16 protein-coding genes are annotated in these 22,144 nt (G+C 72.5%); 10 read left to right on the top strand and 6 right to left on the bottom strand.

The features are described 5' to 3' along the window. Nucleotides 1-31 precede the first annotated feature (31 nt). The 7 genes from ACIRF9_RS20720 (at nt 32) to ACIRF9_RS20750 (ending at nt 11,661) form a co-directional block, all read left to right on the top strand. Nucleotides 32-2,470: an FAD-dependent oxidoreductase gene (locus ACIRF9_RS20720; protein WP_403823991.1), complete on the top strand. Its 2,439-nt coding sequence runs from the start codon at nt 32-34 to the stop codon at nt 2,468-2,470. A gap of 128 nt (nt 2,471-2,598) precedes the next feature. Continuing rightward, complete coding sequence (locus ACIRF9_RS20725; RefSeq protein WP_403823994.1) at nt 2,599-3,459, top strand: bifunctional methylenetetrahydrofolate dehydrogenase/methenyltetrahydrofolate cyclohydrolase; 861 nt, start codon at nt 2,599-2,601, stop codon at nt 3,457-3,459. Further along, nucleotides 3,456-4,751 (top strand): serine hydroxymethyltransferase, encoded by a 1,296-nt coding sequence (glyA, locus tag ACIRF9_RS20730; protein ID WP_403823997.1) that lies wholly within the window; start codon nt 3,456-3,458, stop codon nt 4,749-4,751. The genes ACIRF9_RS20725 and glyA overlap by 4 nt, the downstream gene beginning before the upstream one ends. 32 nt (nt 4,752-4,783) lie before the next feature. Continuing rightward, nucleotides 4,784-6,013 carry a sarcosine oxidase subunit beta family protein gene (locus ACIRF9_RS20735; RefSeq protein WP_403823999.1) on the top strand — a complete coding sequence of 410 codons (1,230 nt, stop codon included), beginning with the start codon at nt 4,784-4,786 and terminating at the stop codon, nt 6,011-6,013. Between the two features lie 12 nt (nt 6,014-6,025). After that, nucleotides 6,026-9,313, top strand: coding sequence for a sarcosine oxidase subunit delta family protein (locus ACIRF9_RS20740; RefSeq protein ID WP_403824002.1), 3,288 nt, complete (start codon nt 6,026-6,028; stop codon nt 9,311-9,313). After that, nucleotides 9,306-9,908, top strand: a complete 603-nt coding sequence (locus ACIRF9_RS20745) for a sarcosine oxidase subunit gamma (RefSeq protein WP_403824005.1) — start codon at nt 9,306-9,308, stop codon at nt 9,906-9,908. Before ACIRF9_RS20740 ends, ACIRF9_RS20745 begins: the two co-directional genes overlap by 8 nt. A gap of 88 nt (nt 9,909-9,996) precedes the next feature. Continuing rightward, the gene (locus ACIRF9_RS20750; protein ID WP_403824008.1) at nt 9,997-11,661 is read left to right on the top strand and encodes a serine/threonine-protein kinase; all 1,665 of its coding nucleotides are present in this window, start codon (nt 9,997-9,999) and stop codon (nt 11,659-11,661) included. A 36-nt stretch (nt 11,662-11,697) separates the two neighbouring features. Here ACIRF9_RS20750 and ACIRF9_RS20755 read toward each other — a convergent pair whose 3' ends face one another. From ACIRF9_RS20755 to ACIRF9_RS20765, 3 genes are read right to left on the bottom strand one after another with little or no spacing between them, the layout of a single operon-like run. Beyond that, a complete protein-coding gene (locus ACIRF9_RS20755; RefSeq protein ID WP_403824011.1) occupies nt 11,698-12,450 on the bottom strand; it encodes a metallophosphoesterase in 753 nt (250 codons plus the stop codon). Continuing rightward, the gene (locus ACIRF9_RS20760; RefSeq protein ID WP_403824014.1) at nt 12,447-12,695 is read right to left on the bottom strand and encodes a BON domain-containing protein; all 249 of its coding nucleotides are present in this window, start codon (nt 12,693-12,695) and stop codon (nt 12,447-12,449) included. The genes ACIRF9_RS20755 and ACIRF9_RS20760 overlap by 4 nt, the downstream gene beginning before the upstream one ends. Then, nucleotides 12,692-13,423 (bottom strand): hypothetical protein, encoded by a 732-nt coding sequence (locus tag ACIRF9_RS20765; protein WP_403824016.1) that lies wholly within the window; start codon nt 13,421-13,423, stop codon nt 12,692-12,694. The genes ACIRF9_RS20760 and ACIRF9_RS20765 overlap by 4 nt, the downstream gene beginning before the upstream one ends. A gap of 275 nt (nt 13,424-13,698) precedes the next feature. Here ACIRF9_RS20765 and ACIRF9_RS20770 point away from each other — a divergent pair, with 275 nt between their 5' ends. After that, nucleotides 13,699-14,736, top strand: a complete 1,038-nt coding sequence (locus tag ACIRF9_RS20770; RefSeq protein ID WP_403824019.1) for a formylglycine-generating enzyme family protein — start codon at nt 13,699-13,701, stop codon at nt 14,734-14,736. Nucleotides 14,737-14,742: 6 nt separating this feature from the next. On the opposite strand, the gene ACIRF9_RS20775 is transcribed toward ACIRF9_RS20770, so the two are convergent. Together ACIRF9_RS20775 and ACIRF9_RS20780 are read right to left on the bottom strand one after the other, a co-directional pair. Next, nucleotides 14,743-16,905: a SpoIIE family protein phosphatase gene (locus ACIRF9_RS20775; protein ID WP_403824023.1), complete on the bottom strand. Its 2,163-nt coding sequence runs from the start codon at nt 16,903-16,905 to the stop codon at nt 14,743-14,745. Between the two features lie 126 nt (nt 16,906-17,031). Then, complete coding sequence (locus ACIRF9_RS20780) at nt 17,032-17,502, bottom strand: diadenosine tetraphosphate hydrolase (RefSeq protein WP_403824025.1); 471 nt, start codon at nt 17,500-17,502, stop codon at nt 17,032-17,034. 145 nt (nt 17,503-17,647) lie between these two features. Here ACIRF9_RS20780 and ACIRF9_RS20785 point away from each other — a divergent pair, with 145 nt between their 5' ends. Both ACIRF9_RS20785 and ACIRF9_RS20790 read left to right on the top strand, forming a co-directional pair. Continuing rightward, nucleotides 17,648-18,307 carry a hypothetical protein gene (locus tag ACIRF9_RS20785; RefSeq protein WP_403824028.1) on the top strand — a complete coding sequence of 220 codons (660 nt, stop codon included), beginning with the start codon at nt 17,648-17,650 and terminating at the stop codon, nt 18,305-18,307. 173 nt (nt 18,308-18,480) lie between these two features. After that, nucleotides 18,481-20,679 (top strand): SpoIIE family protein phosphatase, encoded by a 2,199-nt coding sequence (locus tag ACIRF9_RS20790; RefSeq protein ID WP_403824031.1) that lies wholly within the window; start codon nt 18,481-18,483, stop codon nt 20,677-20,679. A 33-nt stretch (nt 20,680-20,712) separates the two neighbouring features. Here ACIRF9_RS20790 and ACIRF9_RS20795 read toward each other — a convergent pair whose 3' ends face one another. Then, the gene (locus ACIRF9_RS20795) at nt 20,713-22,053 is read right to left on the bottom strand and encodes a DUF3500 domain-containing protein (protein WP_403824034.1); all 1,341 of its coding nucleotides are present in this window, start codon (nt 22,051-22,053) and stop codon (nt 20,713-20,715) included. Between the last annotated feature and the right edge of the window lie 91 nt (nt 22,054-22,144).

The following is a 22,144-nucleotide window of genomic DNA, read 5'->3' on the forward strand; positions in this document are numbered from 1 at the left end:
GGCGGAGCCGGTTCGATTCGGAGGTGCGGCGATGGCGGGACCCCGAGTGGTGATCATCGGAGCGGGCGTCGTGGGCGCGGCGCTGGCCGACGAGATCTCCGCACGAGGCTGGACCGAAGTGACCGTGGTCGACCAGGGCCCGCTCCCCGCCACCGGGGGGTCGACCTCACACGCCCCGGGCCTGGTCTTCCAGACGAACTCCTCCAAGACCATGACCGAGCTGGCCCGCTACACGGTCGAGAAGTTCTGTTCCCTCGACGTCGACGGCAAGCCCTGTTTCCTCCAGGTCGGCGGCCTCGAAGTGGCCACCACCCCCGAGCGCCTCACCGAACTCCACCGCCGCCACGGCTGGATCACCGCCTGGGGCATCGAGGCGCGTCTGCTGACCGCCGACGAGTGCGTCGAGCAGCACCCGCTGGTCAACCGCGACAAGGTCCTCGGCGGCCTCCTCGTCCCCACCGACGGCCTCGCCAAGGCCGTCCTCGCGGTGGAGGCCCAGATCCGCCGGGCGACGGAACGCGGCGTGCGCTTCCTCGCCCGCCACGAGGTCCTCGACGTCCTGCGGGCCGACGGCGAGGTGACCGGCGTCCTCACCGACCAGGGTGAGATCCCCGCCGACATCGTCGTGTGCTGCGCCGGCATCTGGGGGCCGAAGATCGCCCGGATGGTGGGCATGAACCTCCCGCTCACGCCGCTGGCCCACCAGCTCGCCTGGACCGGCCCGGTGCCCGCCCTCGCCGGCCAGACCGAGGAGGCGGTCCGCCCGATCCTGCGCCACCAGGACGCCGACCTCTACTACCGCGACCGCTTCGACGGCATCGGCATCGGCTACTACGGCCACCGCCCGATGCCGATCTCCGCCGACGACATCCTCTCCGTGGACGAGGCCGAGGCCATGCCCTCGGTCCTGAAGTTCACCGAGGAGGACTTCGAGGACGCCTGGACCGAGACCCGGTCCCTCCTCCCCGCCACCCAGGAGGCGAAGATCGAGGAGGGCATCAACGGCCTCTTCTCCTTCACCACCGACAACTACCCGCTCCTCGGCGAGTCCCCGGACGTCAAGGGCTTCTGGGTCGCCGAGGCGGTCTGGGTCACCCACTCCGCGGGCGTCGGCCGGGCCATGGCCGAGTGGCTGGTCGACGGCTACTGCTCCTCCTTCGACCTGCACGAGTGCGACGTCAACCGCTTCGAGCCGCACCAGCTCTCCCCGGAGTACGTCCTGGCCCGCGACTGCCAGAACTTCGTCGAGGTCTACGACATCCTCCACCCCCTCCAGCCGTCCGGGAAGCCGCGCCCGATCCGCACCAGCCCCTTCCACGCCCGCCAGCAGGAGCACGGCGCCTTCTTCCTGGAGGCGAACGGCTGGGAGCGCCCGCAGTGGTACGAGGCCAACGCCCCGCTCGTCGAAGGCCGCAGCATTCCCACGCCCAACGACTGGGCGGCGCAGTACTGGTCGCCGATCGTCGGCGCCGAGGCCCAGCGCACCCGCGAGACCGTCGCGCTCTACGACATGACGGCCCTCAAGCGCCTGGAGGTGACCGGCCCCGGCGCCGGCGACTTCCTGGAGCGGCTGACCACCAGCAAGGTCGCCAAGTCCGTCGGCTCGGTGACGTACACCCTGCTCCTCGACCACGACGGCGGCATCCGCAGCGACGTCACCGTCGCCCGCCTCGGCCGCGACCTCTTCCAGGTCGGCGCCAACGGCAACCTCGACCTCGACTGGTTCACCCGTCACCTCCCCGCCGACGGCACGGTCCAGGTCCGCGACATCACCCCCGGCACCTGCTGCATCGGCCTGTGGGGCCCGCTCGCCCGCAAGGTGCTGCAGCCGCTGACGGACGAGGACTTCTCGGGCGACGGACTGAAGTACTTCCGCGCCAAGCGCGCCCACATCGGGTCCGTCCCGGTGACGGCGATGCGGCTGTCCTACGTCGGCGAACTCGGCTGGGAGCTCTACACGACCGCCGACCTCGGCCCGAAGCTCTGGGACACCCTGTGGGCGGCGGCCGAACCGCTCGGCGGCATCATCGCCGGCCGCGGTGCCTTCAACAGCCTCCGCCTGGAGAAGGGCTACCGCTCCTTCGGCACCGACATGACCTACGAGCACGACCCCTACGAGGCCGGCGTCGGATTCGCCGTCAAGCCCGACAAGGGCGACTTCGTCGGCAAGGAGGCGCTGGAGCGGCGCAAGGGCGAGGTGCGGCGCAGGCTGACCTGCCTCGTCATCGATGACCCTCGATCGGTGGTGATGGGCAAGGAGCCGGTGTTCGACGGGGAGCGTGCGGTGGGGTACGTCACCAGCGCGGCGTACGGCTACACCATCGGCAAGGGGATCGCTTACGCGTGGCTGCCCGTGGAGCTCTCGGTGCCGGGGACCACCGTGCACATCGGCTACTTCGACCAGCGTGTCGAGGCGGTTGTGGCCGAGGAGCCGCTGTTCGATCCGACGATGTCCCGTCTTCGTGGTTGAGCATTCGGGTTGTCGTTCGGCTGCGGGTGCGCTGTGGCTGGTCGCGCCCCGCGGCGGAGCCGCTGATCGACACAGCCCCGCGCCCCTTCAGTACGTTGCAGTTCAGGCTCTTGGAAGGAGTGCCGTCAGTGACTGCACAGATACTGGACGGTAAAGCGACCGCCGGCGACATCCGGCGGGAACTCGCCGAACGCGTCGCCAAGTTGACCGCCGGTGGTGGGCTGCCGCCGGGGCTCGGGACCGTGCTCGTCGGGGACGACCCCGGCAGTCGTGCCTACGTCGCCGGGAAGCACCGCGACTGTGCGCAGGTCGGTATCGCCTCCATCCGGCGGGAGCTGCCCGCCGACGCCACGCGGCGGCAGGTCGAGGACGTCGTCGACGAGCTCAACGCCGACCCGGCCTGCACCGGATACATCGTCCAGCTTCCGCTTCCGGGTCACCTGGACGCGAACGCCGTGCTGGAGCGCATGGACCCGGCCAAGGACGCGGACGGACTGCACCCCGTCAACCTCGGCCGGCTCACCCTGGGCGAGGCGGCGCCACTGCCGTGCACCCCGCGCGGCATCGTCGAACTGCTCCGCCGTTACGACGTACCGATCGCCGGGGCGCGTGTCTGCGTGGTCGGCCGGGGTGTCACCGTCGGCCGCCCCCTCGGCCTCCTCCTGACCCGCAGGTCGGAGAACGCCACCGTCACCCTGTGCCACACCGGGACCAAGGGCCTGTCCTGGCACGTACGCGAGGCGGAGATCGTCATCGCGGCCGCAGGATCGCCCGGACTGATCACCAAGGACATGCTGCGCCCCGGCGCGGCGGTCCTGGACGTCGGCATCACCCGCACCGACCAGGGGCTGGTCGGCGACGTCCACCCGGAGGCCGCCACAGTGGCCGGATGGATCGCGCCGATGCCCGGGGGCGTGGGCCCCATGACCCGAGCCATGCTGCTCGCCAATGTCGTCGAGGCCGCCGAGAGGAACGCGAACGCCGTATGAACGCGCTGAACAGCCCCCTGGCGGAGCTGGACCCCGAGGTCCACGAAGCCCTCCGCGCCGAACTGCACCGCCAGCAGTCCACCCTCGAGATGATCGCCTCCGAGAACTTCGCGCCCTCCGCCGTGATGGAGGCGCAGGGCTCGGTCCTCACCAACAAGTACGCCGAGGGCTACCCCGGGCGCCGCTACTACGGCGGCTGCGAACACGTCGACGTGACCGAGCGGCTGGCGATCGAGCGCGTCAAGTCCCTGTTCGGCGCGGGCTACGCCAACGTCCAGCCGCACTCCGGCGCCCAGGCCAACACCGCCGTCTTCTTCGCGCTGCTCCAGCCCGGAGACACGATCCTCGGCCTCGACCTCGCGCACGGCGGCCACCTCACCCACGGCATGCGCATCAACTACAGCGGCAAGATGCTGAACGTGGTGCCCTACCACGTGTCCGAGGCGGACAACCTTGTCGACATGGACGAGGTCGAGCAGCTCGCCAAGGAACACCGCCCCAAGATGATCATCGCGGGCTGGTCGGCGTACCCCAGGCAGCTGGACTTCGCGGCCTTCCGCCGGATCGCCGACGAGGTGGGCGCCCTGCTGATGGTGGACATGGCCCACTTCGCGGGCCTGGTCGCGGCCGGACTGCATCCCAACCCCGTGCCGCACGCCCACGTGGTGACGACCACGACGCACAAGACCCTCGGCGGTCCGCGCGGCGGCGTCATCCTCACCAACGAGGCCGACCTCGCCAAGAAGATCAACTCCGCGGTGTTCCCGGGCATGCAGGGCGGCCCCCTGGAGCACGTCATCGCCGCCAAGGCGGTCTCCTTCAAGGTCGCCGCCTCCCCGGAGTTCGCCGAACGCCAGTCCCGCACGCTCGCCAGCGCCTGCATCCTCGCCGAGCGCCTCACCCGGCCCGACGCGGCCGCGGCCGGGGTGAAGGTGCTGACCGGCGGCACGGACGTCCACCTCGTCCTCGTCGACCTGCGCGACTCCGAGCTGGACGGCCGGCAGGCCGAGGACCTCCTCCACGAGATCGGCATCACCGTCAACCGCAACGCCGTCCCCTTCGACCCGCGCCCGCCCATGGTCACCTCGGGCCTGCGCATCGGCACCCCGGCGCTGGCCACCCGAGGCTTCACGGACGAGGACTTCACCGAGGTCGCCGACGTGATCGCCCTGGCCCTCCAGCCCGAGCCGGACATCGCCGCCCTGCGCGCCCGCACGCGGGCGCTGGCCGCCGAACACCCGCTCTACCCGCACCTGTCCCAGGCAGAAGCAGAAGCCGGAGACGCCCGATGAGCCCCAGCACCCGCCCCCTACGCCCTGCGGGCGTGGGGGGACCCCCAGGCGCCGACCTCCCCGACCACCCCGACTGGCTCTGGCGCAACCCCGAGCCCAAGCGGTCGTACGACGTGGTGATCGTCGGCGGTGGCGGCCACGGTCTCGCCACCGCCCACTACCTGGCGAAGAACCACGGCATCACCAACGTCGCCGTGCTGGAGAAGGGCTGGCTCGCGGGCGGCAACATGGCCCGCAACACCACGATCATCCGCTCCAACTACCTCTGGGACGAGAGCGCCGGCATCTACGAGCACGCGCTCAAGCTCTGGGAGGGCCTGGAAGAGGAACTGGACTACCCGATCCTCTTCTCGCAGCGCGGTGTGCTCAACCTCGCCCACAGCCTCCAGGACGTCCGCGACAGCGTGCGCCGCGTCGAGGCCAACCGCCTCAACGGCGTGGACGCGGAGTGGCTGGACGCCGAGCAGGTCAAGGAAGTCTGCCCGATCGTCAACATCTCCCCGGACGTGCGCTACCCGGTCCTCGGCGGCACCTACCAGCCGCGCGCCGGCATCGCCAAGCACGACTACGTCGCCTGGGGCTTCGCCCGCTCCGCTGACGCGGCCGGCATCGACATCATCCAGAACTGCGAAGTCACCGGCCTGGACGTGGTCGACGGCCGGGTGGTCGGGGTGCGGACCACACGCGGCCCGATCGCGGCCGGCAAGGTGGCCCTGTGCTCCGCCGGTCACACCTCGGTCCTCGCCGCCATGGCGGGCATCGAACTCCCCCTCCAGAGCCACCCCCTGCAGGCCCTGGTCTCGGAGCTCCTGGAGCCGGTCCACCCCACCGTCGTCATGTCCAACGCGGTCCACGTGTACGTCAGCCAGGCCCACAAGGGCGAGCTGGTGATGGGCGCGGGCATCGACGCGTACAACTCCTACACCCAGCGCGGCGCCTTCCACATCATCGAGGAGCAGATGGCGGCGGCCCTCGAACTCTTCCCGGTCTTCGCCCGCGCCCACGTCCTGCGCACCTGGGGCGGCATCGTCGACGTCAGCCCCGACGCCTCGCCGATCATCGGCCTCACCCCGGTGGACAACCTCTACCTCAACTGCGGCTGGGGCACGGGCGGTTTCAAGGCCACCCCGGGCGTCGGCTGGGTCTACGCCCACACCATCGCCCACGACACCCCGCACGCCCTCAACGCCCCCTTCTCGCTCGACCGTTTCACCACCGGCGCGCTCGTCGACGAGCACGGCGCGGCCGCGGTGGCCCACTAGGGAGCCGACCCCATGCTGCTGATCCACTGCCCCTGGTGCGGGCCCCGCGACGAAGCCGAGTTCCACTACGGCGGCCAGGCGCACGTGCCGTATCCGGAGAACCCGGCGTCCCTCACCGACGAGGAATGGGCCCGCTACCTCTTCTTCCGCGACAACCCCAAGGGCCCCTTCGCCGAACGCTGGAGCCACTCGGCGGGCTGCCGCCGCTGGTTCAACGCGGTACGGGACACGTCGACGAACGAGATCCTGGCGGTGTACCGGGCGGGGGAGGAGCGTCCGGAGACGGTGGAGCCGCGTCCGGTCACTTCTCGGCCGAGCCCGGCAAATCCAGCCCGTCTGGGGGAGTTTGAGGGCGAGGCCCCTTCGGGGCCGACGGGGGTCCAGGGGGCGGAGCCCCCTGGCGGGGTGGAAGGGGCAGTGCCCCTGGAGGACGGGACGGGTAGGGGCGGCGGGGGCGCTGCAACCATCAGCGGCTCCGCCGCGGGCAATCCGTTCCGGCACCCGACCCGCGGCCGAATCGACCGCGACAACCAGCTGACCTTCACCTTCGACGGCACCGAATACCAGGGCTTCGAAGGCGACACCCTCGCCTCCGCCCTCCTGGCCAACGGCGTCATCCAGGCCGGCACCAGCATCAAGCTCGGCCGCCCCCGCGGCATCTTCTCCGCCGGCGTCGAAGAACCCAACGCCGTCATCCAGATCGAGGAACCCTTCCCCGAGCCGATGCTCCCGGCCACGACCGTCGAGCTGTACGACGGCCTGGCGGCGAGCAGCCTCCCCGGCCAGGGCCGCCTCGCCACCGAACCCGACCCGGCCCGCTACGACGCCGTACACGCCCACTGCGACCTCCTGATCGTGGGCGCGGGCCCCGCCGGCCTCGCCGCCGCCGCGGCCGCCGCCCGCAGCGGTGCCCGGGTGATCCTCGCCGACGACCAGCCGGAACTCGGCGGCAGCCTGCTGTCGACCGCCGAACACCTCGACTGGGTCGCGCAGGTCTCCGCACTGCTCGCATCCGCCCCCGAGGTGCGCGTCCTGCGCCGCACCACCGTCTTCGGCCACTACGACGACAACCACCTCCTCGCCGTCGAGCGCCGCACCAACCACCTCGGAGCCGCGGCCCCGCGGAACGTCTCCCGCGAACGCGTCTGGCGCATCCGCGCCCGCAGGGTCGTCCTCGCCACGGGCGCCCACGAGCGCTCCATGGCCTTCGCGGACAACGACCGCCCCGGCGTGATGCTCGCCGCGTCGGCCCGCGCCCACCTCAACCGGCACGGCGTCCTGCCCGGCCGCCACGCCGTCGTCTTCACCACCAACGACAGTGCCTACGAGGCCGCGCTGGACCTGCACGCCGCCGGCGTGTCGGTGTCGGCGGTCGTGGACACCCGCCCCGACGCGGGCCCGTGGGCCGAGCGCGCCCGCGCGGCCGGCATCGAGGTGCTGACCGGCCACGCCGTCGTCGGCACCGAGGGCGACCCGCGGATCACCTCCGTGAGCGTCGCGCCGTACGGAGAGACCGTGGGACGGCGGGAGTTCACGGCCGACCTCCTGCTGGTCTCCGGCGGCTGGAACCCCGTCGCGCACCTCTTCAGCCAGGCGGGCGGCAAGCTGCGCCACGACGAGACGCTCGGCTCCTTCGTCCCCGACGTCTGCCGTCAGGCGGTCGAGGTCGCGGGCAGCGCCAACGGTGTCCTGGACCTCGCCGGTGTCCTCGCGCAGGGCGCGGCCGCGGGTGCCCGTGCGATCGAGGCCGAGGGCCACACCCCCGAGGCGCCCCGGCTTCCGGACGTGCCCGCGCAGCCGTACACGTCGCCCATGCACGTCTTCACCGTCCCCGGCCGGGAAGGCGCCCCGCGTTTCGTCGACCTCCAGCGCGACGTCACCGTCGACGATCTGGCCCGGGCGACCGGCGCCGGCCTGCGCTCGGTCGAGCACACCAAGCGCTACACCACGGCCGGCACCGCCAACGACCAGGCCAAGACCTCCGGCATCCTCGCCAGCGGCGTCGTCGCCGAACTCCTGGGCGTGGACATCTCGGCGCTCGGCACGACCACCTTCCGCCCGCCCTACGCCCCCGTCTCCTTCGCCGCCCTCGCCGGCCGCGACCGGGGCGCGCTGAGCGACCCGGTCCGCACGACCGCCCTGCACGAGTGGCATGTCGCGCACGGCGCGCTCTTCGAGAACGTGGGCCAGTGGAAGCGCCCCTGGTACTACCCGCGAGGCGGCGAGGACATGGAGACGGCCGTGCTGCGCGAGTGCGCCGCCGCCCGCGACGGCGTCGCCTTCATGGACGCCTCCACCCTCGGCAAGATCGACGTCCAGGGACCGGACGCCGCCGTCTTCCTCGACCTGCTCTACACCAACATGATGAGCACCCTGAAGGTCGGCATGATCCGCTACGGCGTGATGTGCCGGGCGGACGGCATGGTCTTCGACGACGGCACGGTCATCCGCGTCGCCCAGGACCGCTTCCTGGTCACCACGACCACCGGCAACGCCGCCGCCGTACTGGACTGGATGGAGGAGTGGCACCAGACCGAGTGGCCCGACCTGCGGGTGCACTGCACCTCGGTCACCGAACAGTGGGCCACCGTCGCCCTGGTCGGACCGAGGTCCCGGGACGTCCTGGGCTCGCTCGCGCCCGAACTCGCCGTCTCCAACGACGACTTCCCGTTCATGGCCTGGCGCGGGACGACCGTCGCCGGCATCGAGGCCAGGGTGTGCCGGATCAGCTTCTCCGGCGAACTCGCCTACGAGATCAACGTGTCGCCGTGGGAGGCCCTCGCCCTCTGGGAGGCCCTGTACGAGGCCGGCGCCCCGTACGGCATCACGCCGTACGGCACCGAGACGATGCACGTCCTGCGCGCCGAGAAGGGCTACCCGATCATCGGCCAGGACACCGACGGCACCGTCACCCCCCAGGACCTCGGCATGGGCTGGGCGGTGTCGAAGAAGAAGCCCGACTTCATCGGCAAGCGCTCCTTCGCCCGCGCCGACACCCTCCGGCCCGACCGCAAGCACCTGGTCGGCCTGCTGCCCGAGGACCCCGGCACCTTCCTCCCCGAGGGCACCCACCTGGTGTCCGACAGCGTCCTGCCCGCCCCGCCCGTGCCGATGCTGGGCCACGTCACCTCCAGCTACCGCAGCGCGGCCCTCGGCCGGACCTTCGCCCTCGCCCTGATCAAGGGCGGCCGGGACCGTATCGGTGAACGGCTCTACGCCCCGGTCGGCGACCGGCTGGTCCCGGTGACCGTCGCCAGTCCCGTCCTCTACGACCCCGAGGGAGCCCGCCGCGATGGCTGACACCGCACTGACCGCCCCGCCCCGCAGCCCCTTGGCGCACGCGAGGCACCGCCTGGCCGCCGCCACCCGCACCTCGGGCGGCGCGGTCCGGCTGGCCGAACTGCCCCTCCTCGCCCAGGTCGGCGTGCGGCTCGACGCCAAGGGCCCGGCGGCGGACGCCGTCGGCCTCGCCCTCGGCCTGCAACTGCCCCTGGAACCCAACACGGTCGTCCGCACCCGGGAGCTGACGGCGCTGTGGCTCGGCCCGGACGAATGGCTGCTCGTGGGGCAGCCCGACACCCAACGCGACCTGGAGAGCCGTGTCCGCGCGGCCGCCGGGGACGCACACGTCTCCGTCACCGACGTCTCCGCGCAGCGCACCACCCTCCTCGTCGCCGGCCCTCGCGCCGGCGACCTCCTGGCCCACGGCTGCTCCCTGGACCTGCACCCGCGCGCCTTCGGCCCCGGACGCTGCGCCCAGACCACCCTGGGCCGCACCCAGGTCGTGCTCGTCGCCCGGGACGAACCCGGCGGCGGGTTCTGGGTCCTCGTCCGCTCCTCCTTCGCCGGTTATCTGACGGACTGGCTGCTGGACGCGGCGACCGAGTACCTGTGAACGACCCTGTCAGTGCCGTGGGCTAGAGTCTCGCCTCATCCTCGGTCGGACGTTCCGCCGGGGGTGGCGCGCGCTGGGGGTACGGCACATGGGGCCCGAAGGACTGACACTGTCCGGCTACGAGATCCAGGAGGTCCTGGGTCAGGGCGGTTTCGCCACGGTGTACCGGGCCCGGCAACTGGCCGTGGGCCGGGAGGTCGCGCTGAAGGTGGACAGCCGGGTGCTGTCCTCCCCGCGTGACCGCCAGCGCTTCCTGCGCGAGGTCACGGCCGCCGGGCAACTGTCCGGGCACCCGCACGTGGTGCCGGTGTACGACGCGGGCGTCCTCGCCGACGACCGCCCGTACATGGTGCTGGAGCTGTGCCCCGGCGGTTCGCTGGGCGAGCGGCTGCACCGGCAGGGCGCCTTCCCGCCGAAGGAGGCGCGCGACATCGGCGTGGGCCTCGCGGACGCCGTGGCGGCGGCCCACGCGGCCGGCGTGCTGCACCGCGACATCAAGCCCGGCAACGTCATGGTCAACCGGTACGGCGCGGTGGCCCTCACCGACTTCGGTCTCGCGGCCATGCCCCGGCCGGGGCGGGACCTGTCGGTGACCCGGGAGGCGCTGACCCCGGCCTACGCGCCGCCCGAGGCCTTCCACATGGCCGAGCCCAGCCCCGCCGGTGACGTGTACTCGCTGGCCGCCACGCTCTACGCGCTGCTGCGCGGCTTCCCGCCGCACCACCCGGACGACGGGACCCAGCTCAGCCTCGCCGAGCTGATCGTGCGGCACACCTGGCCGTACGCTCCGCTGCCCGGGATGCCGGCGGCCCTCAACGAGGTGCTCCGGCACGCGCTCGCCCCGGACCCGGCCGAGCGGCTGTCCGACGCGGGCGCGTTCCGGGACGCCCTCGCCGCCGTCGACTTCGACACCGTCGACCTGCGGGGCACCGGCGGCTTCGGCCCGGCACCGACCATGACCACGGTCCCGTCCTATCGCGACACGCCGTCCTACCAGGACGCACCGCTCTACCGGGACACGCCGTCCGTCCGCGACACGCCGTTCATGCGGGACGCGGTGCCCGCGACCACGGTGGCTCCGGGGCGGCCGGGCGGCACGGGCGGCACGACGGCGGTCGCCCGGCCCGACGACGGCGACGGCGGACGGAAGGGCGGGGGACGCTCCCGGCTGATCGCCGTGGTGGCGGCCGTCGCCGTCTCCGTGAGCGTCTCGGTCACCGTCGTCGTCTACCAGTACGGCGGCTCGGACGACGGAGGCGGGAACCCGACCTCGGCCGCCCCCTCCTCCGGGGCCACCGCCGGGGACAAGGGCACGGCCGGCTTCGGCGTCGCCACCACGACCGGGGACTGTCCTGCGACGGCCGTCGACGGCGTGGGCGGCCGGTGCGTCGCGACCCCGGAGTGCTGGAGCGGTATCACCGACATCTCGGGCATCATCACCGTCAGCCGCGCGGACTGCGCGACCAAGCACGTGTGGGAGACCTTCGCGATCGCCCCGCTGCCCAGGGACGGCATGACGAACAACGCGCGGGACCTGATCAAACATCCGGACGTCAAGGCCCTGTGCTCGCAGAAGGTCATGGCCGCGACCATGGTCCCCGAGGGCCGTGAGGTCGCGGCGGAGTGGCAGACCGACATCCTCCCGCCCACGGCCGCGGAGTGGGACAAGGGCCTGCGGGTCTTCCGCTGCGTGGCCGCGGCGCTCACGGAGGACGGGGAGAAGAACGGCAGCCAGTTCGCCGTGGAGAGCTGACCTCCCGCCGGCCGCACAGCCCGACACGCACGGTGCTCAACCGGCAGGCGCCGCCCGGCGCGCCTCGGCCGGATGCAGCTGGTACACGTTGAACGCCCGCTTGATCACCGGCTGCGCCACGTTCCGCACCCGTACGCCCCCGGCCGTCATCCCGTGCTCCGTACCCATGTGCGCATGACCGTGCACGGACAGATCGGCGCCCGCCGTGTCGATCGCCTCGGCCAGCAGATAGCTGCCGAGGAACGGATGGATCTCCGGCGGCTCACCGGCGAGGGTGTCGGCGACGGGGGAGAAGTGGGTGAGGGCGATCCGCAGCCCGCAGCCCTCCCGCTCCAGCGCCTCCAGCGCGGACCGCAGCCCGTCCGCGCAGCGCCGTGTGTAGCGGACGAACTCCTTCATGAGCGGCTCCCCGAACTCCCCGGCGCTGCGCCCCACGAACCCGCCGCCGAAGCCCTTGGTGCCGGCCACGCCGACCCGCGTACCGCCGCACTCCAGCACCGTCCCCCCGCCCTCCAGGACGATGACTCCGGCCTCCTGGAGGATCGCCGTGACCTTCTCCGGCTGCTCGTCGTGGTGGTCGTGGTTGCCCAGGACCGCCACCACCGGCACCGGCAGCCCCCGCACCTCGTCGGCGACCACCCGGGCCTCCGCCGGCGTGCCGTGGCGCGTCAGGTCGCCCGCCAGCAGCAGGAGGTCGGCGCAGTCGGGCAGGGTGTCGAAGGCGGGCCGCAGCAGACCACGGCTGTCGGGCCCCATGTGGATGTCCCCCACGGCGGCGACACGGATCACGGCAGGTCCTCCGCATGGTCGGGGGAGGCGGTCTGAGCCACCACCACATCGGTGTGTACGGCGAGCCCGGCCAGCTCCTCCCGGACCGTCCGCAGCACGCTCTCCCGGCAGCCGGCCGAGGGCACCGTACCGGTCACCACGACCGACCCGGCCCGCACCTCGGCCCGCACGCCCAGTTCCCCGAGTTCCCCCGCCGCGAGCCGGTCGCGCAGCCGGGCGACCCGGTACTCGACGTTCTCGGTCATCGCGGCGCCTCCTTCAGCTCCCTCGGCTCCCTCGGCTCCCTCTGCTCGTGCGGGGACGCGGGGGGAATGACGTCCAGCCGTTCGAGGAAGTAGAAGAACGCGTCGGGCATCGGATCGCTCCCGCAGGCGCGGCGCAGGCTCTCCCAGTCGACCTTCTCGCGCAGCGTCCGGGCGATCGGCAGCACCGCCCCGAAGTCGCAGTGGTGCTCGGAGAACGCGGCCACGAGGCTGTGCACGAGGTCGGTCGGCGACAGGACGGGCATGAACACCGACTCGACCGGAAGCTGCTGGGCCCGCTCCAGGAGTTCCGTCGACACGGGCTGATGCGCCAGCTCGAAGATCAGGTCGACCTGCTGGCCGAAACAGTCGGCCTTCAGCAGCCAGTCCTCCGGCGGCGCGTACACCGACAGCCCGGCCGTACGGAGGGTGTCGGCGACGGCCCCGGCGTCCTCGGGCCGGAAGCAGAAGTCGACGTCGTGCTGGAGGTTCGCGCTCCCACCATGGGCGTACACGGCGACACTGCCCGCGAGGGCGAAGGCATGCCCCTCGCGTTTCAGGATCGAGCCGACCTGCTTGGCGGCCTCCAGGATCGCCTGATTGCGGTCGACCGGCAGCGTCTCCGTGACCGCGTCGGCCGCCGGGGCGGGCCCGTCCCCACCCTTCGCCAGACGCAGCCCGGCGACCCCCGTCCGCTGATCGAGAGCCTGGTCGTCGGCGTGCTGCGACATGACCGCCCCTCCTCCCGCCCAGGGAACCCGGATCCCGGAAACACGACGACACTGCCGGCCCCGAGTACCCGGCCCCGCCCTCCCCACACGACCGGCGGCTTGCGGGGGCCCCGTCGCACCTCGCACCCGTCGAAGGGCTCTACTGTCGACGTAATGTCGCTCACAGCTCACTCTCAAGGGACTGTTACGGTCGAAGTGTCGACAGGTTGCGGGAGTTGATGGAGCATCAGCGATGCGCGCAGGGACGCGCGACGCCCTCACCTTCAGGAGCCGTCATGAACGCGACCGCCCCAGGCATCAGCAGAAGGACCCTCCTCGCCTTCCTCACCCTCACGGGCGCGGCCGCCCTCGTACGGCCCGCCCGTGCCATCGCCGCCTCGACCGCGACCACCACCACGGTCGCCGGCCAGGATCTGGCCGCCCTCTCCGCCAACCCGTCCTTCGTCTTCGCCACCGACCTCGCCGGAACGGCCGGCTCGGGCGAGGCCTCACCCATCGACGACGCCTACTGGCTCGGCGTGTACGAGGTCACCAACGCCCAGTACCTGGAGTTCGTCACCGACTCCGGCCAGGCCGCTCCCCCCTACTGGGACGGCGGTGCCTACCCCGAGGACAAGGCCGACCATCCCGTGCTGTCGGTCTCCCTCGAGTCCGCCACCGCCTACTGCGCCTGGCTCACCGAACGCGCGGACGCCGACGGCTGGACCTTCCGCCTGCCCACGGAGGCCGAGTGGGAGAACGCCGCATCCGGCCCCGACGCCCTCACCTACCCCTGGGGCGACGAGGCCGGCACCAGCTACTCCGCCCCGGTCCTGACCAGCAACTACAACTACAACGCGGTGTGCGCCGCCTACGAACTGGCCGAACACGGCTCCGACCTGGCCACGTACACCGCCACCGGCTCCGACCTGTACGGGCAGAGCTTCCCGATCTCCGAGATCCTCTCCCTCGGCGGCACCGGAACCGTGGCCGGCTGGAACGTCACCGCGAGCCGCACCGGCTTCATCTACACCGACGTCTACGACGCCCTGACCGCGGGCGGCGGCTACACCACCCCCGTCACCGGCTACCCCGGCGGGGTCAGCGCCGACGGCGTCCAGGACCTGTGCGGCAACTGCTGGGAGTGGACCACCTCCGTCATCACCGCCACCCACGGCGGCGAGATGGGGCAGCAGGTCAACGCCATCCGCGGCGGCTCCTGGTACGCCAACCTCAACAGCTGCACCGCGATCTACCGCGGCGAGGGCCGCGACCCCTCCGGCCGCTACCCGACGGTCGGCTTCCGCGTCGCCGCCACGGCCCGGCCGGAGTGACCGCACCTACGTCGTGACGCGGTCGGTCGCCGGGAATCCCTCTCGGATGCGATGGATGAGCAGCAGAGCGATGTCGTCGCTGCGCGGGGCCGAGCGGCGGGCGTGCCGGACGAGGGTGTCGGCGAGGGCGTTCATGCCGACGCTGTGGTCGCGGGTGAGGACGTGGGCGAGGCCGTCGATGGCGTCGCCGATGTCCTCGCCCGGGGCTTCGACCAGCCCGTCGGTGTACAGGACCAGCACCGAGCCGGGTGCCAGCGGGATCTCGGCCGACGGGTAGTGCGCGTCGGGATCGATGCCGAGGAGGAGCCCGGGCGGCACGGGGAGGATGTCGGCGCTGCCGTCGGGGTGGCGCAGCAGCGGGGGCGGGTGCCCGGCGCTGGCCAGGCGGACGCGGTGGGCGGCCAGGTCGATATGGGCGTACAGGCAGCTGGTGAAGAGGCCGGGGTCGAGGTCGGTGAGGAGGCGGTTGGTGCGGGTGAGGACCTCGCCGGGGGGTGCGCCGGCGGTGGCGTGGACGGCGGTGCGGACCTGTCCCATGAGGGCGGCGGCGTCGACGTTGTGGCCCTGGACGTCGCCGATGGCCGCGGCGGCCGTGGTGGGATCGAGGTGGATGAAGTCGTAGAAGTCGCCGCCGATGTCCATGCCGCGGGTCGCGGGAAGGTAGCGGGCGGCCACCTCCAGGCCCGGGACGTCGGGCAGGGTGTGGGGCAGGAGGCCGGCCTGGAGGTTGTGGACCAGGTCGTGCTTGGTGTCGTACAGCCGGGCGCGGTCGAGGGCCTGGGCGATCAGCCCGGCGGTCGAGGTGAGGACGGCGCGCTCGTCGGGAGGAAACGGGTGCGGCTGGTCGTAGGCCAGCACGAGGGAGCCGACGGGGCGTCCGGAGGTGATCAGGGGCAGGAAGGCCCAGGAGGACATGCCGTCCTGGAGCACCGCGGGCGGGTACGCGCGCTTGAGCTCGGCGAAGCCGGCGAAGAACGCCGGGACGCCCGAGGTCAGGGCGCGTACGGCGGGGGTGCTCGAGGTGAGCGGAGCGGCGTCGAACCGGTGCATCAGGTCGGCGGTGTAGCCGCGGTAGCCGATGATCCGCAGCCTGCCCTCCTCCGCGGTCATCAGGGCCAGGGCCCCGGCGCCGAAGGCGGGCAGGAGCTGATCGGCGACCTGCTCCACCACGTCCCGTACACCGACGGCCTCGGTCAGCGTGGCCGCCAGATGCATCAGGTGGTACAGCGTCACGGCCCGCCCCGTCGTGGCGGGCGATTCCGGATGCGGCCGGGGAGGGTCCACGGCCGGGGCGCGGGTGTGGGCGGAGGGGGTGGGAGTGATGTGCACGCTGACGCCGGAGGCGTCCGGGTCGAGGCGGAAGGACAGCCAGCGGTCCGGTGGGCGCAGGGCGGTGAAGGACATGGGTTCCCGGCTGAGCACGGCCGCCCGGTAGCTGTCCTCGGCCACCGGGTCGTCCAGCCAGAACAGCGCCTCCCACGGCTTGGCACCGAGCAGGTCGGCGATGCCGGCCCCGAGCAGCTCGGCGCCACCGGTGCTGACGAAGGCGATGCGGCCGTCCACGTCCAGTGAGCAGCAGCCGCCGGGAATGCGCTCGGCGAAGTCCACCGCGGCCTGCGCCTCGGCGGCTCCCGCCGTCCGGGGCCGCACCGCGGGCAGCATCAGCGGCTCGGGGCCGGCCCGTATCGCACGGCCGTCGACGGCGGCCTCCCGCAGCAGCAGGGCCAGCCGGTGGCAGCCGTCCGTGACGACATCGCGCTCCCGTCTGCTCAGCTGCGGCGGGTGCGAGCCGGGCCACTGCAGCACGAGCCCGCCCCAGGTGTCCGTCCCGGTGGTGAGGGAGGCCGCGGCCATGGTGAAGTGGTACGGCACGACGAGCGCCAGCCGGGGGTAGCGGCGCGCCAGCTCCTCCGGACCGCCCACCCACACCAGCCGCCGCTCCCGGACGGCGTCGGACGCCGGGGACGCGGTCTCCAGGGCCACCCGCGCCCAGGGTCGCGCGAAGTCCCAGGGAATCCCGCCCAGCACGGCCAGCCGCAACACCGGCTCGTCCGGCGGCAGCAGATACACCGCCGTCACGGAGGCACCGGTCTCCCGCGCGACCTCGATCACGGCAGGCCGCAACAGCTCCAGACCAGGTAGCGCGTCGACGTCATCAGCATCCGGCACTCTGTCACCTTCCCGGAGACCCCTCCGCCGGGTACCCACGCCCAGCCCCGCGACGCCGACGCCCTCGCCTGCGGCATGCGGGACGCCACGCGAGCCGCATGGGCCGCGAGACCAGGTCGTCGCCACTCATCCCGCTGCGTCCAGCTCCTCGCGGATCGTCGCGCGCAGGGCGTCGTGCCGCGGGCCGAGCGCATGTCGCTCGTCGCTCCACCGCTCGCGCGGGTACAGCCACACGGGCGCACGGACCAGCTCGGCCGGCTCCCAGTCGAACCGCGGCCACACATGCGCGTGCAGGAACGGGTCCGCGTTCCCCAGGATCTCCAGGTTGACCCGCCGGAAAGCCGGATCCAGCCGCTCGCAGGCGCGTTCGACGGCCTCGCCCAGCCGGTCCATGTCGGACAGGAACGCCAGCCGCTTGGCCCTGGGAAGCTCCGAGAGCCGCTGCACCGCGGGATCGTCCACCAGGAGGACCGAGTAGCCGGGGAGGAACTGGACGTCCCCGATCACCGCGAACCCGGCCGTCAGCCTGCGGAGCACCGTGGGATTCGCGCCCCGCAGCGCGCTGCCGATCCGGTCCTTCCGCCAGTCGTCCGTCATGACCGGCGACCCTACACACCGCTGATCGCCCGGGCCGGAAACGGCTGTGACAGTGCTGTGACTGGAAGTGTGAGGTGGGTCACGGCCGGTCGGGGCGTGGGCGCATCAAGATCATCGGATGCGAAGAAACTTTTTACCGGCCCGCTTGGCGGGGCGTCCGGTCGTCGCCGCGCTGGCGGCCGCCGGCGTCGTCGGGGGTGTGCTCATCGGCTGGCCGGGGCTGGACACCGTCAACGGATGCGGGCTCGCGGTCAACCGCTACCCGTCCGAGACGGCGAAGGACTGGGTGCGGTACGCCGATGTCGTGGTCGTGGGCCGGGCGGTGCAGGAGCGGGAGAGCGGGCGCGAGGAGTTGTCGGCGGGGGCGTACCGCTACCAGCTGGAGCGGACGGTCGAACTGGACGTACAGGCGAAGCCGTTCAGCTCCACCCGTTCCCATCCCACCGTGGGCTCCTCCCTGGACTACATCGGCCTGGGCTGGAAGGTGCTGCGCTCGGACGGCACGACCCGCATCCCGGACCTGACCGGCGACGCCCCGCGCGTCGTGCCCGGCCACACCTACCTCCTCGCCCTGCGCTGGGAGGACGACCGATGGGTCGCGCTCGGGGAGGGCGCCGTGGTGCCGTTCGACGGGAATGCCGTCGGCCAGGGGGAGTGGTGCGGACAGGTCGTGGACACCGACGGCTTCGCCCAGGGCGAGCGGACCGGCCGCGAGAGCGACCACAGCATGGAGAAGACGCTCCTCGGCCAGGGCGTACCGGCCGTGGAGCAGGCCCTCGAAAAGGCGTCGGGGAAGGGGTCCTAGTTTCAGGCGGGCCCCGGCCCCGGACGGCCTCGTCGACTGCCGCGGTCGTAGCGGTCGGCGGCGTTCGCCCGGGGCCGGCCCGTGTCCGCCCCGACGGTTCGCGGCCCCCTCCGCCCGGTGGGGCACCGGTCGCGGGGCATGCCGAGGATCCCATATCGGCGTAACGTCCACATATGGGCGAGGTTGGGGATGTTGGGCCAGGACGTGCCACACCTGGTGGGGAGCGTGCGTCCGGCACGGGCGGGCCCGGTACCGACATCGAAGAGCTGGACGCCGCCTTCGCGGAGACGGTACGCCGGACCGGCGCGTCCATCGGCGCCCTGTACCTGGTGTCGCCGGACGAGCAGGTGCTGTGCCTGGAGCTGCTGTGCGGGGCACCGGCCGACTTCGCCGCGCCCTGGGCGAGGGTGCCCACCGCCGCTCCGGCGCCGGTGGCCGACGCACTCCGCGAGGACGACGTGGTGTGGGTGGGCAGCCAGGGGGAGATGGCCCACTCGTATCCGCGGACCGCGATGGCGCTGCCCTACCCGCTGGTGCTGGCCGCCGCGCCGGTCACCGGCGTACGGCGGTGGGGGGCGCTGCTGCTGATGTGGCCGGCCGGCCGCCCCCCGTACATGACCGCGCGGGAGCGCGGGCACGTCATGTCCCGCTGCCGGCGCCTGGCCCGGCTGGTGGAGGGAGCCGTCGCGCACGGCTGGTCCCCGGCCTGCGGCGACCTGCCCCGCGTCGTACCCACCGGAGCCGGCCGCCGCTCCGGAAGCCCGGCGACGGCCGTCGCCGACTTCGCGGAGCGCCTGCCCGGCGGAAGCTGCGCCCTGGACCTGGAGGGGTACTTCACCTACGTCAGCTCCGGGGCCTGCGAGCTCCTCGGCCGAGAGGCCGACCAGCTGCTCGGCACCCTGCCCTGGCAGTCGCTGCGCTGGCTCGACGACCCCACCTACGAGGACCGCTACCGGACCGTGGTGATCAGCCGCGAGCCGGTCTCCTTCACCGCCTGCCGCCCGCCGGACCGGTGGCTGGAGTTCCACCTCTACCCGGACGCCAGCGGCATCAGCGTCCGGGTCGTCCCCAGCGGCGCCCAGCCCCCGCCGTACCCGGCGCCCCGCCAGTCCGCGCGCACCGACACCCCGGCCCGCGCCGGCCGGCTCTACCAGCTCGCGCACCTGGCGGCCGCGCTGACCGAGGTCGTCGGCGTCCAGGACGTCATCGACCTGGTCGCCGACCAGATCATGCCGGCCTTCGGCGCCCAGGGCCTGGTCCTGTCCAGCGCCGAGGGCGGCCGGCTGCGGATCACCGGATACCGCGGCTACGCCCCCGAGGCCATCGAACGTCTCGACGGCCTCCCCCTCGACACCGGCTTCACCCCCGCCGGCCGCGCCCTCGACAGTGGCATCCCCGCCTTCTTCTCCCACCCCGACGACATGCGGCGCATCTACCCCGAGGCCCCGCGGGCCAGCGGCAAACAGGCCTGGGCCTTCCTGCCCCTGATCATCTCCGGCCGTCCCGTGGGCATCTGCGTCCTGTCCTACGACCACCCCCACGAGTTCCCGGCCGAGGAACGCGCCGTCATGACGTCCCTCGCCGGCCTCATCGCCCAGGCCCTCGACCGGGCCCGCCTGTACGACACCAAGCACGAACTCGCCCACGGCCTCCAGCAGGCGCTGCTCCCGCGCACCCTCCCCGCCATCAGCGGCCTGCGGGTCGCCGCCCGCTATCTGCCCGCCACCCGGGGCATGGACATCGGCGGGGACTTCTACGACGTGATCCGGCTCGGCGACACCGCCGCCGCGGCCGTCATCGGCGACGTCCAGGGCCACAACGTCGCCGCCGCCGCCCTGATGGGACAGGTGCGCACCGGGGTTCACGCCCACGCGACCCTCGGCACACCCCCCGACGAGGTGCTCTCCCGCACCAACCGGCTGCTCACCGACCTCGCCCCCGACCTGTTCACCAGCTGCCTCTACGCCCACCTCGACCTCGCCCGCCGCCGGGCGACCCTGGCCAGCGCCGGCCACCCACCGCCCCTCCTCCGCCGCCCCGACCGCGACACTCGGCCCGTCGGCATCCAGCCCGGACCGCTCCTGGGCATCGACCCCGACGCCGACTTCCCCGTGACCGAACTCCCGCTCGTCCCGGAGCTGACGCTCGCCTTCTACACCGACGGCCTCATCGAGTCACCCGGAGTCGACCTCGACGACTCCATCAGCGACCTGGCGCACCATCTCGCCCACGCCGACGACCGGGACCTGGACGCGCTCGTGGACACCCTGCTGAGCAAGACCGGCATGGCCGGACAGCGCATGGACGACATCGCCCTGCTCGTCCTGCAGTGCGCGACGCCCGGAGGACGACCGGAAACCGGGCCGGGATGACGGGGCCCCGGCCCGGTGGTCACACGGTCCCGGTCACTGGTGGTGCGGGGACGTCAGGTAGTGCTGGCGCAGGAGTTCCTTGCCGTAGTCGTTGCCGTTGGGGGTGCGGACGATCGAGTGGACGTGCTTCTGGGTGGCACCGCTGCCCTGGCTGGCGCCATAGGCCCCGGCGAGCGGACCCGGCGCCTGGCAGTCGACCTCGATCCATACGACGGGACTGTGGACGCGGACGTAGAAGGCGTCGTCGTCGCCGGTGCCGCCGGCCCAGGTGACATAGGTGTCGTTGAGGTGCTTGCGGACCTCGGCCAGCTTCACCTTCGCCACGTCGGCCTTGGCGCGGCCGGTGAAGGCCTGGACGATGCCGAGCAGCTTCGTCTTCTGGGCGGCGGTCAGCGCGTTGCCGCGGATGCCCGTGTACTCCTGGACGGCGTTGTCGGAGAACGCGCCCGCTTTCATGGACTCGTTCGACTTGGTGCTCGACTCGATGGCGACGGCCTGCTGCGCCTCCGTCAGGGAGTTGATGAAGGCGAGCCCCGCGACGACCTCCTCGTGACAGACCGTCACGGTCTCGCCGTCGATCTCCATCGAGGTCGGCTCCGAACCCCAGAAGCAGGGGCTCATGACGACCTGCTCGCCGAGCACGAAGTAGTTGATGACCAGGTGGTGGCCGTCGAACTGGAAGCCCCAGGGCTCGGTCGCGGACGGGGTGCCCATGACCGTCCAGTAGTAGGCGTCCTCGTTGAAGGAAGTGGTGTTGTCGATCGCCTCACCCGCCGCCTGGTTGATGCGGCGGATCTTCTCCGTGGTCTCCAGACCGTCCGCGCTCAGCGCCGCCTTCAACAGGGCGGTGCCCAGGGCCTTCTGATCGTCGCTCAGGTCGGCGAGGGAGACGCCCTGGCGGTCGTAGGAGTCGACGTTGCTCCACAGCCGCCACTCGGTGGAGTGCACCGTGAACTGCGTCGAGGTCTTCTGGTCGTCGCTCAGCCCGGCCAGGAAGGCGTTCGCGGCGGAGATCACCGGGGCGGTGGCCACGCCCGTGGAGTGGATCGTGAACAGGTCGTCGATCCGCTTGCCGTCGGTGGTGAGGCCGAAGAAGTCCTCGGTGATCGACTGGTTGCCGGGACCGCCGGCACCGCCCCCCGGCCCGCCGCTGGGCGCGCCGCTCGGGACGGCCGAGGCGGAGGCGTCGGCCGTCCCGGTGGTGTCGTCCGCCATCGCGGCCCACGCTCCGGCACCGCCCATGGTCACGACGGCCGTGGCGCCGCTGGCGAAGAAGACCTTCCGCATGAAGTTGCGGCGGCTCGCATGGGCACCGCTGCCGGCCTCGGACTGCGGCTTCCCGGCCGTCGGCTCACCGGTGTCGAGCTCGGTCATCGTCGCTGATTCCCTTCGTCATGGGCACATCCACGTCGGACGGCCGCCCGGTGATCACTCTTGATCAGCGAACTTAGCCACGCCTTAAGGG

Source organism: Streptomyces sp. NPDC096132 (assembly GCF_044763345.1).
Lineage (GTDB): Bacteria > Actinomycetota > Actinomycetes > Streptomycetales > Streptomycetaceae > Streptomyces.

What these genes read in the sequence shown, in the direction of transcription:
- ACIRF9_RS20720 (WP_403823991.1), top strand. Translation starts at nt 32, where the DNA reads ATGGCGGGACCCCGAGTGGTGATCATCGGAGCGGGCGTCGTGGGCGCG.
- glyA (WP_403823997.1), top strand. Translation starts at nt 3,456, where the DNA reads ATGAACGCGCTGAACAGCCCCCTGGCGGAGCTGGACCCCGAGGTCCAC.
- ACIRF9_RS20740 (WP_403824002.1), top strand. Translation starts at nt 6,026, where the DNA reads ATGCTGCTGATCCACTGCCCCTGGTGCGGGCCCCGCGACGAAGCCGAG.
- ACIRF9_RS20745 (WP_403824005.1), top strand. Translation starts at nt 9,306, where the DNA reads ATGGCTGACACCGCACTGACCGCCCCGCCCCGCAGCCCCTTGGCGCAC.
- ACIRF9_RS20750 (WP_403824008.1), top strand. Translation starts at nt 9,997, where the DNA reads ATGGGGCCCGAAGGACTGACACTGTCCGGCTACGAGATCCAGGAGGTC.
- ACIRF9_RS20760 (WP_403824014.1), bottom strand. Translation starts at nt 12,695, where the DNA reads ATGACCGAGAACGTCGAGTACCGGGTCGCCCGGCTGCGCGACCGGCTC.
- ACIRF9_RS20765 (WP_403824016.1), bottom strand. Translation starts at nt 13,423, where the DNA reads ATGTCGCAGCACGCCGACGACCAGGCTCTCGATCAGCGGACGGGGGTC.
- ACIRF9_RS20770 (WP_403824019.1), top strand. Translation starts at nt 13,699, where the DNA reads ATGAACGCGACCGCCCCAGGCATCAGCAGAAGGACCCTCCTCGCCTTC.
- ACIRF9_RS20780 (WP_403824025.1), bottom strand. Translation starts at nt 17,502, where the DNA reads ATGACGGACGACTGGCGGAAGGACCGGATCGGCAGCGCGCTGCGGGGC.
- ACIRF9_RS20790 (WP_403824031.1), top strand. Translation starts at nt 18,481, where the DNA reads ATGGGCGAGGTTGGGGATGTTGGGCCAGGACGTGCCACACCTGGTGGG.
- ACIRF9_RS20795 (WP_403824034.1), bottom strand. Translation starts at nt 22,053, where the DNA reads ATGACCGAGCTCGACACCGGTGAGCCGACGGCCGGGAAGCCGCAGTCC.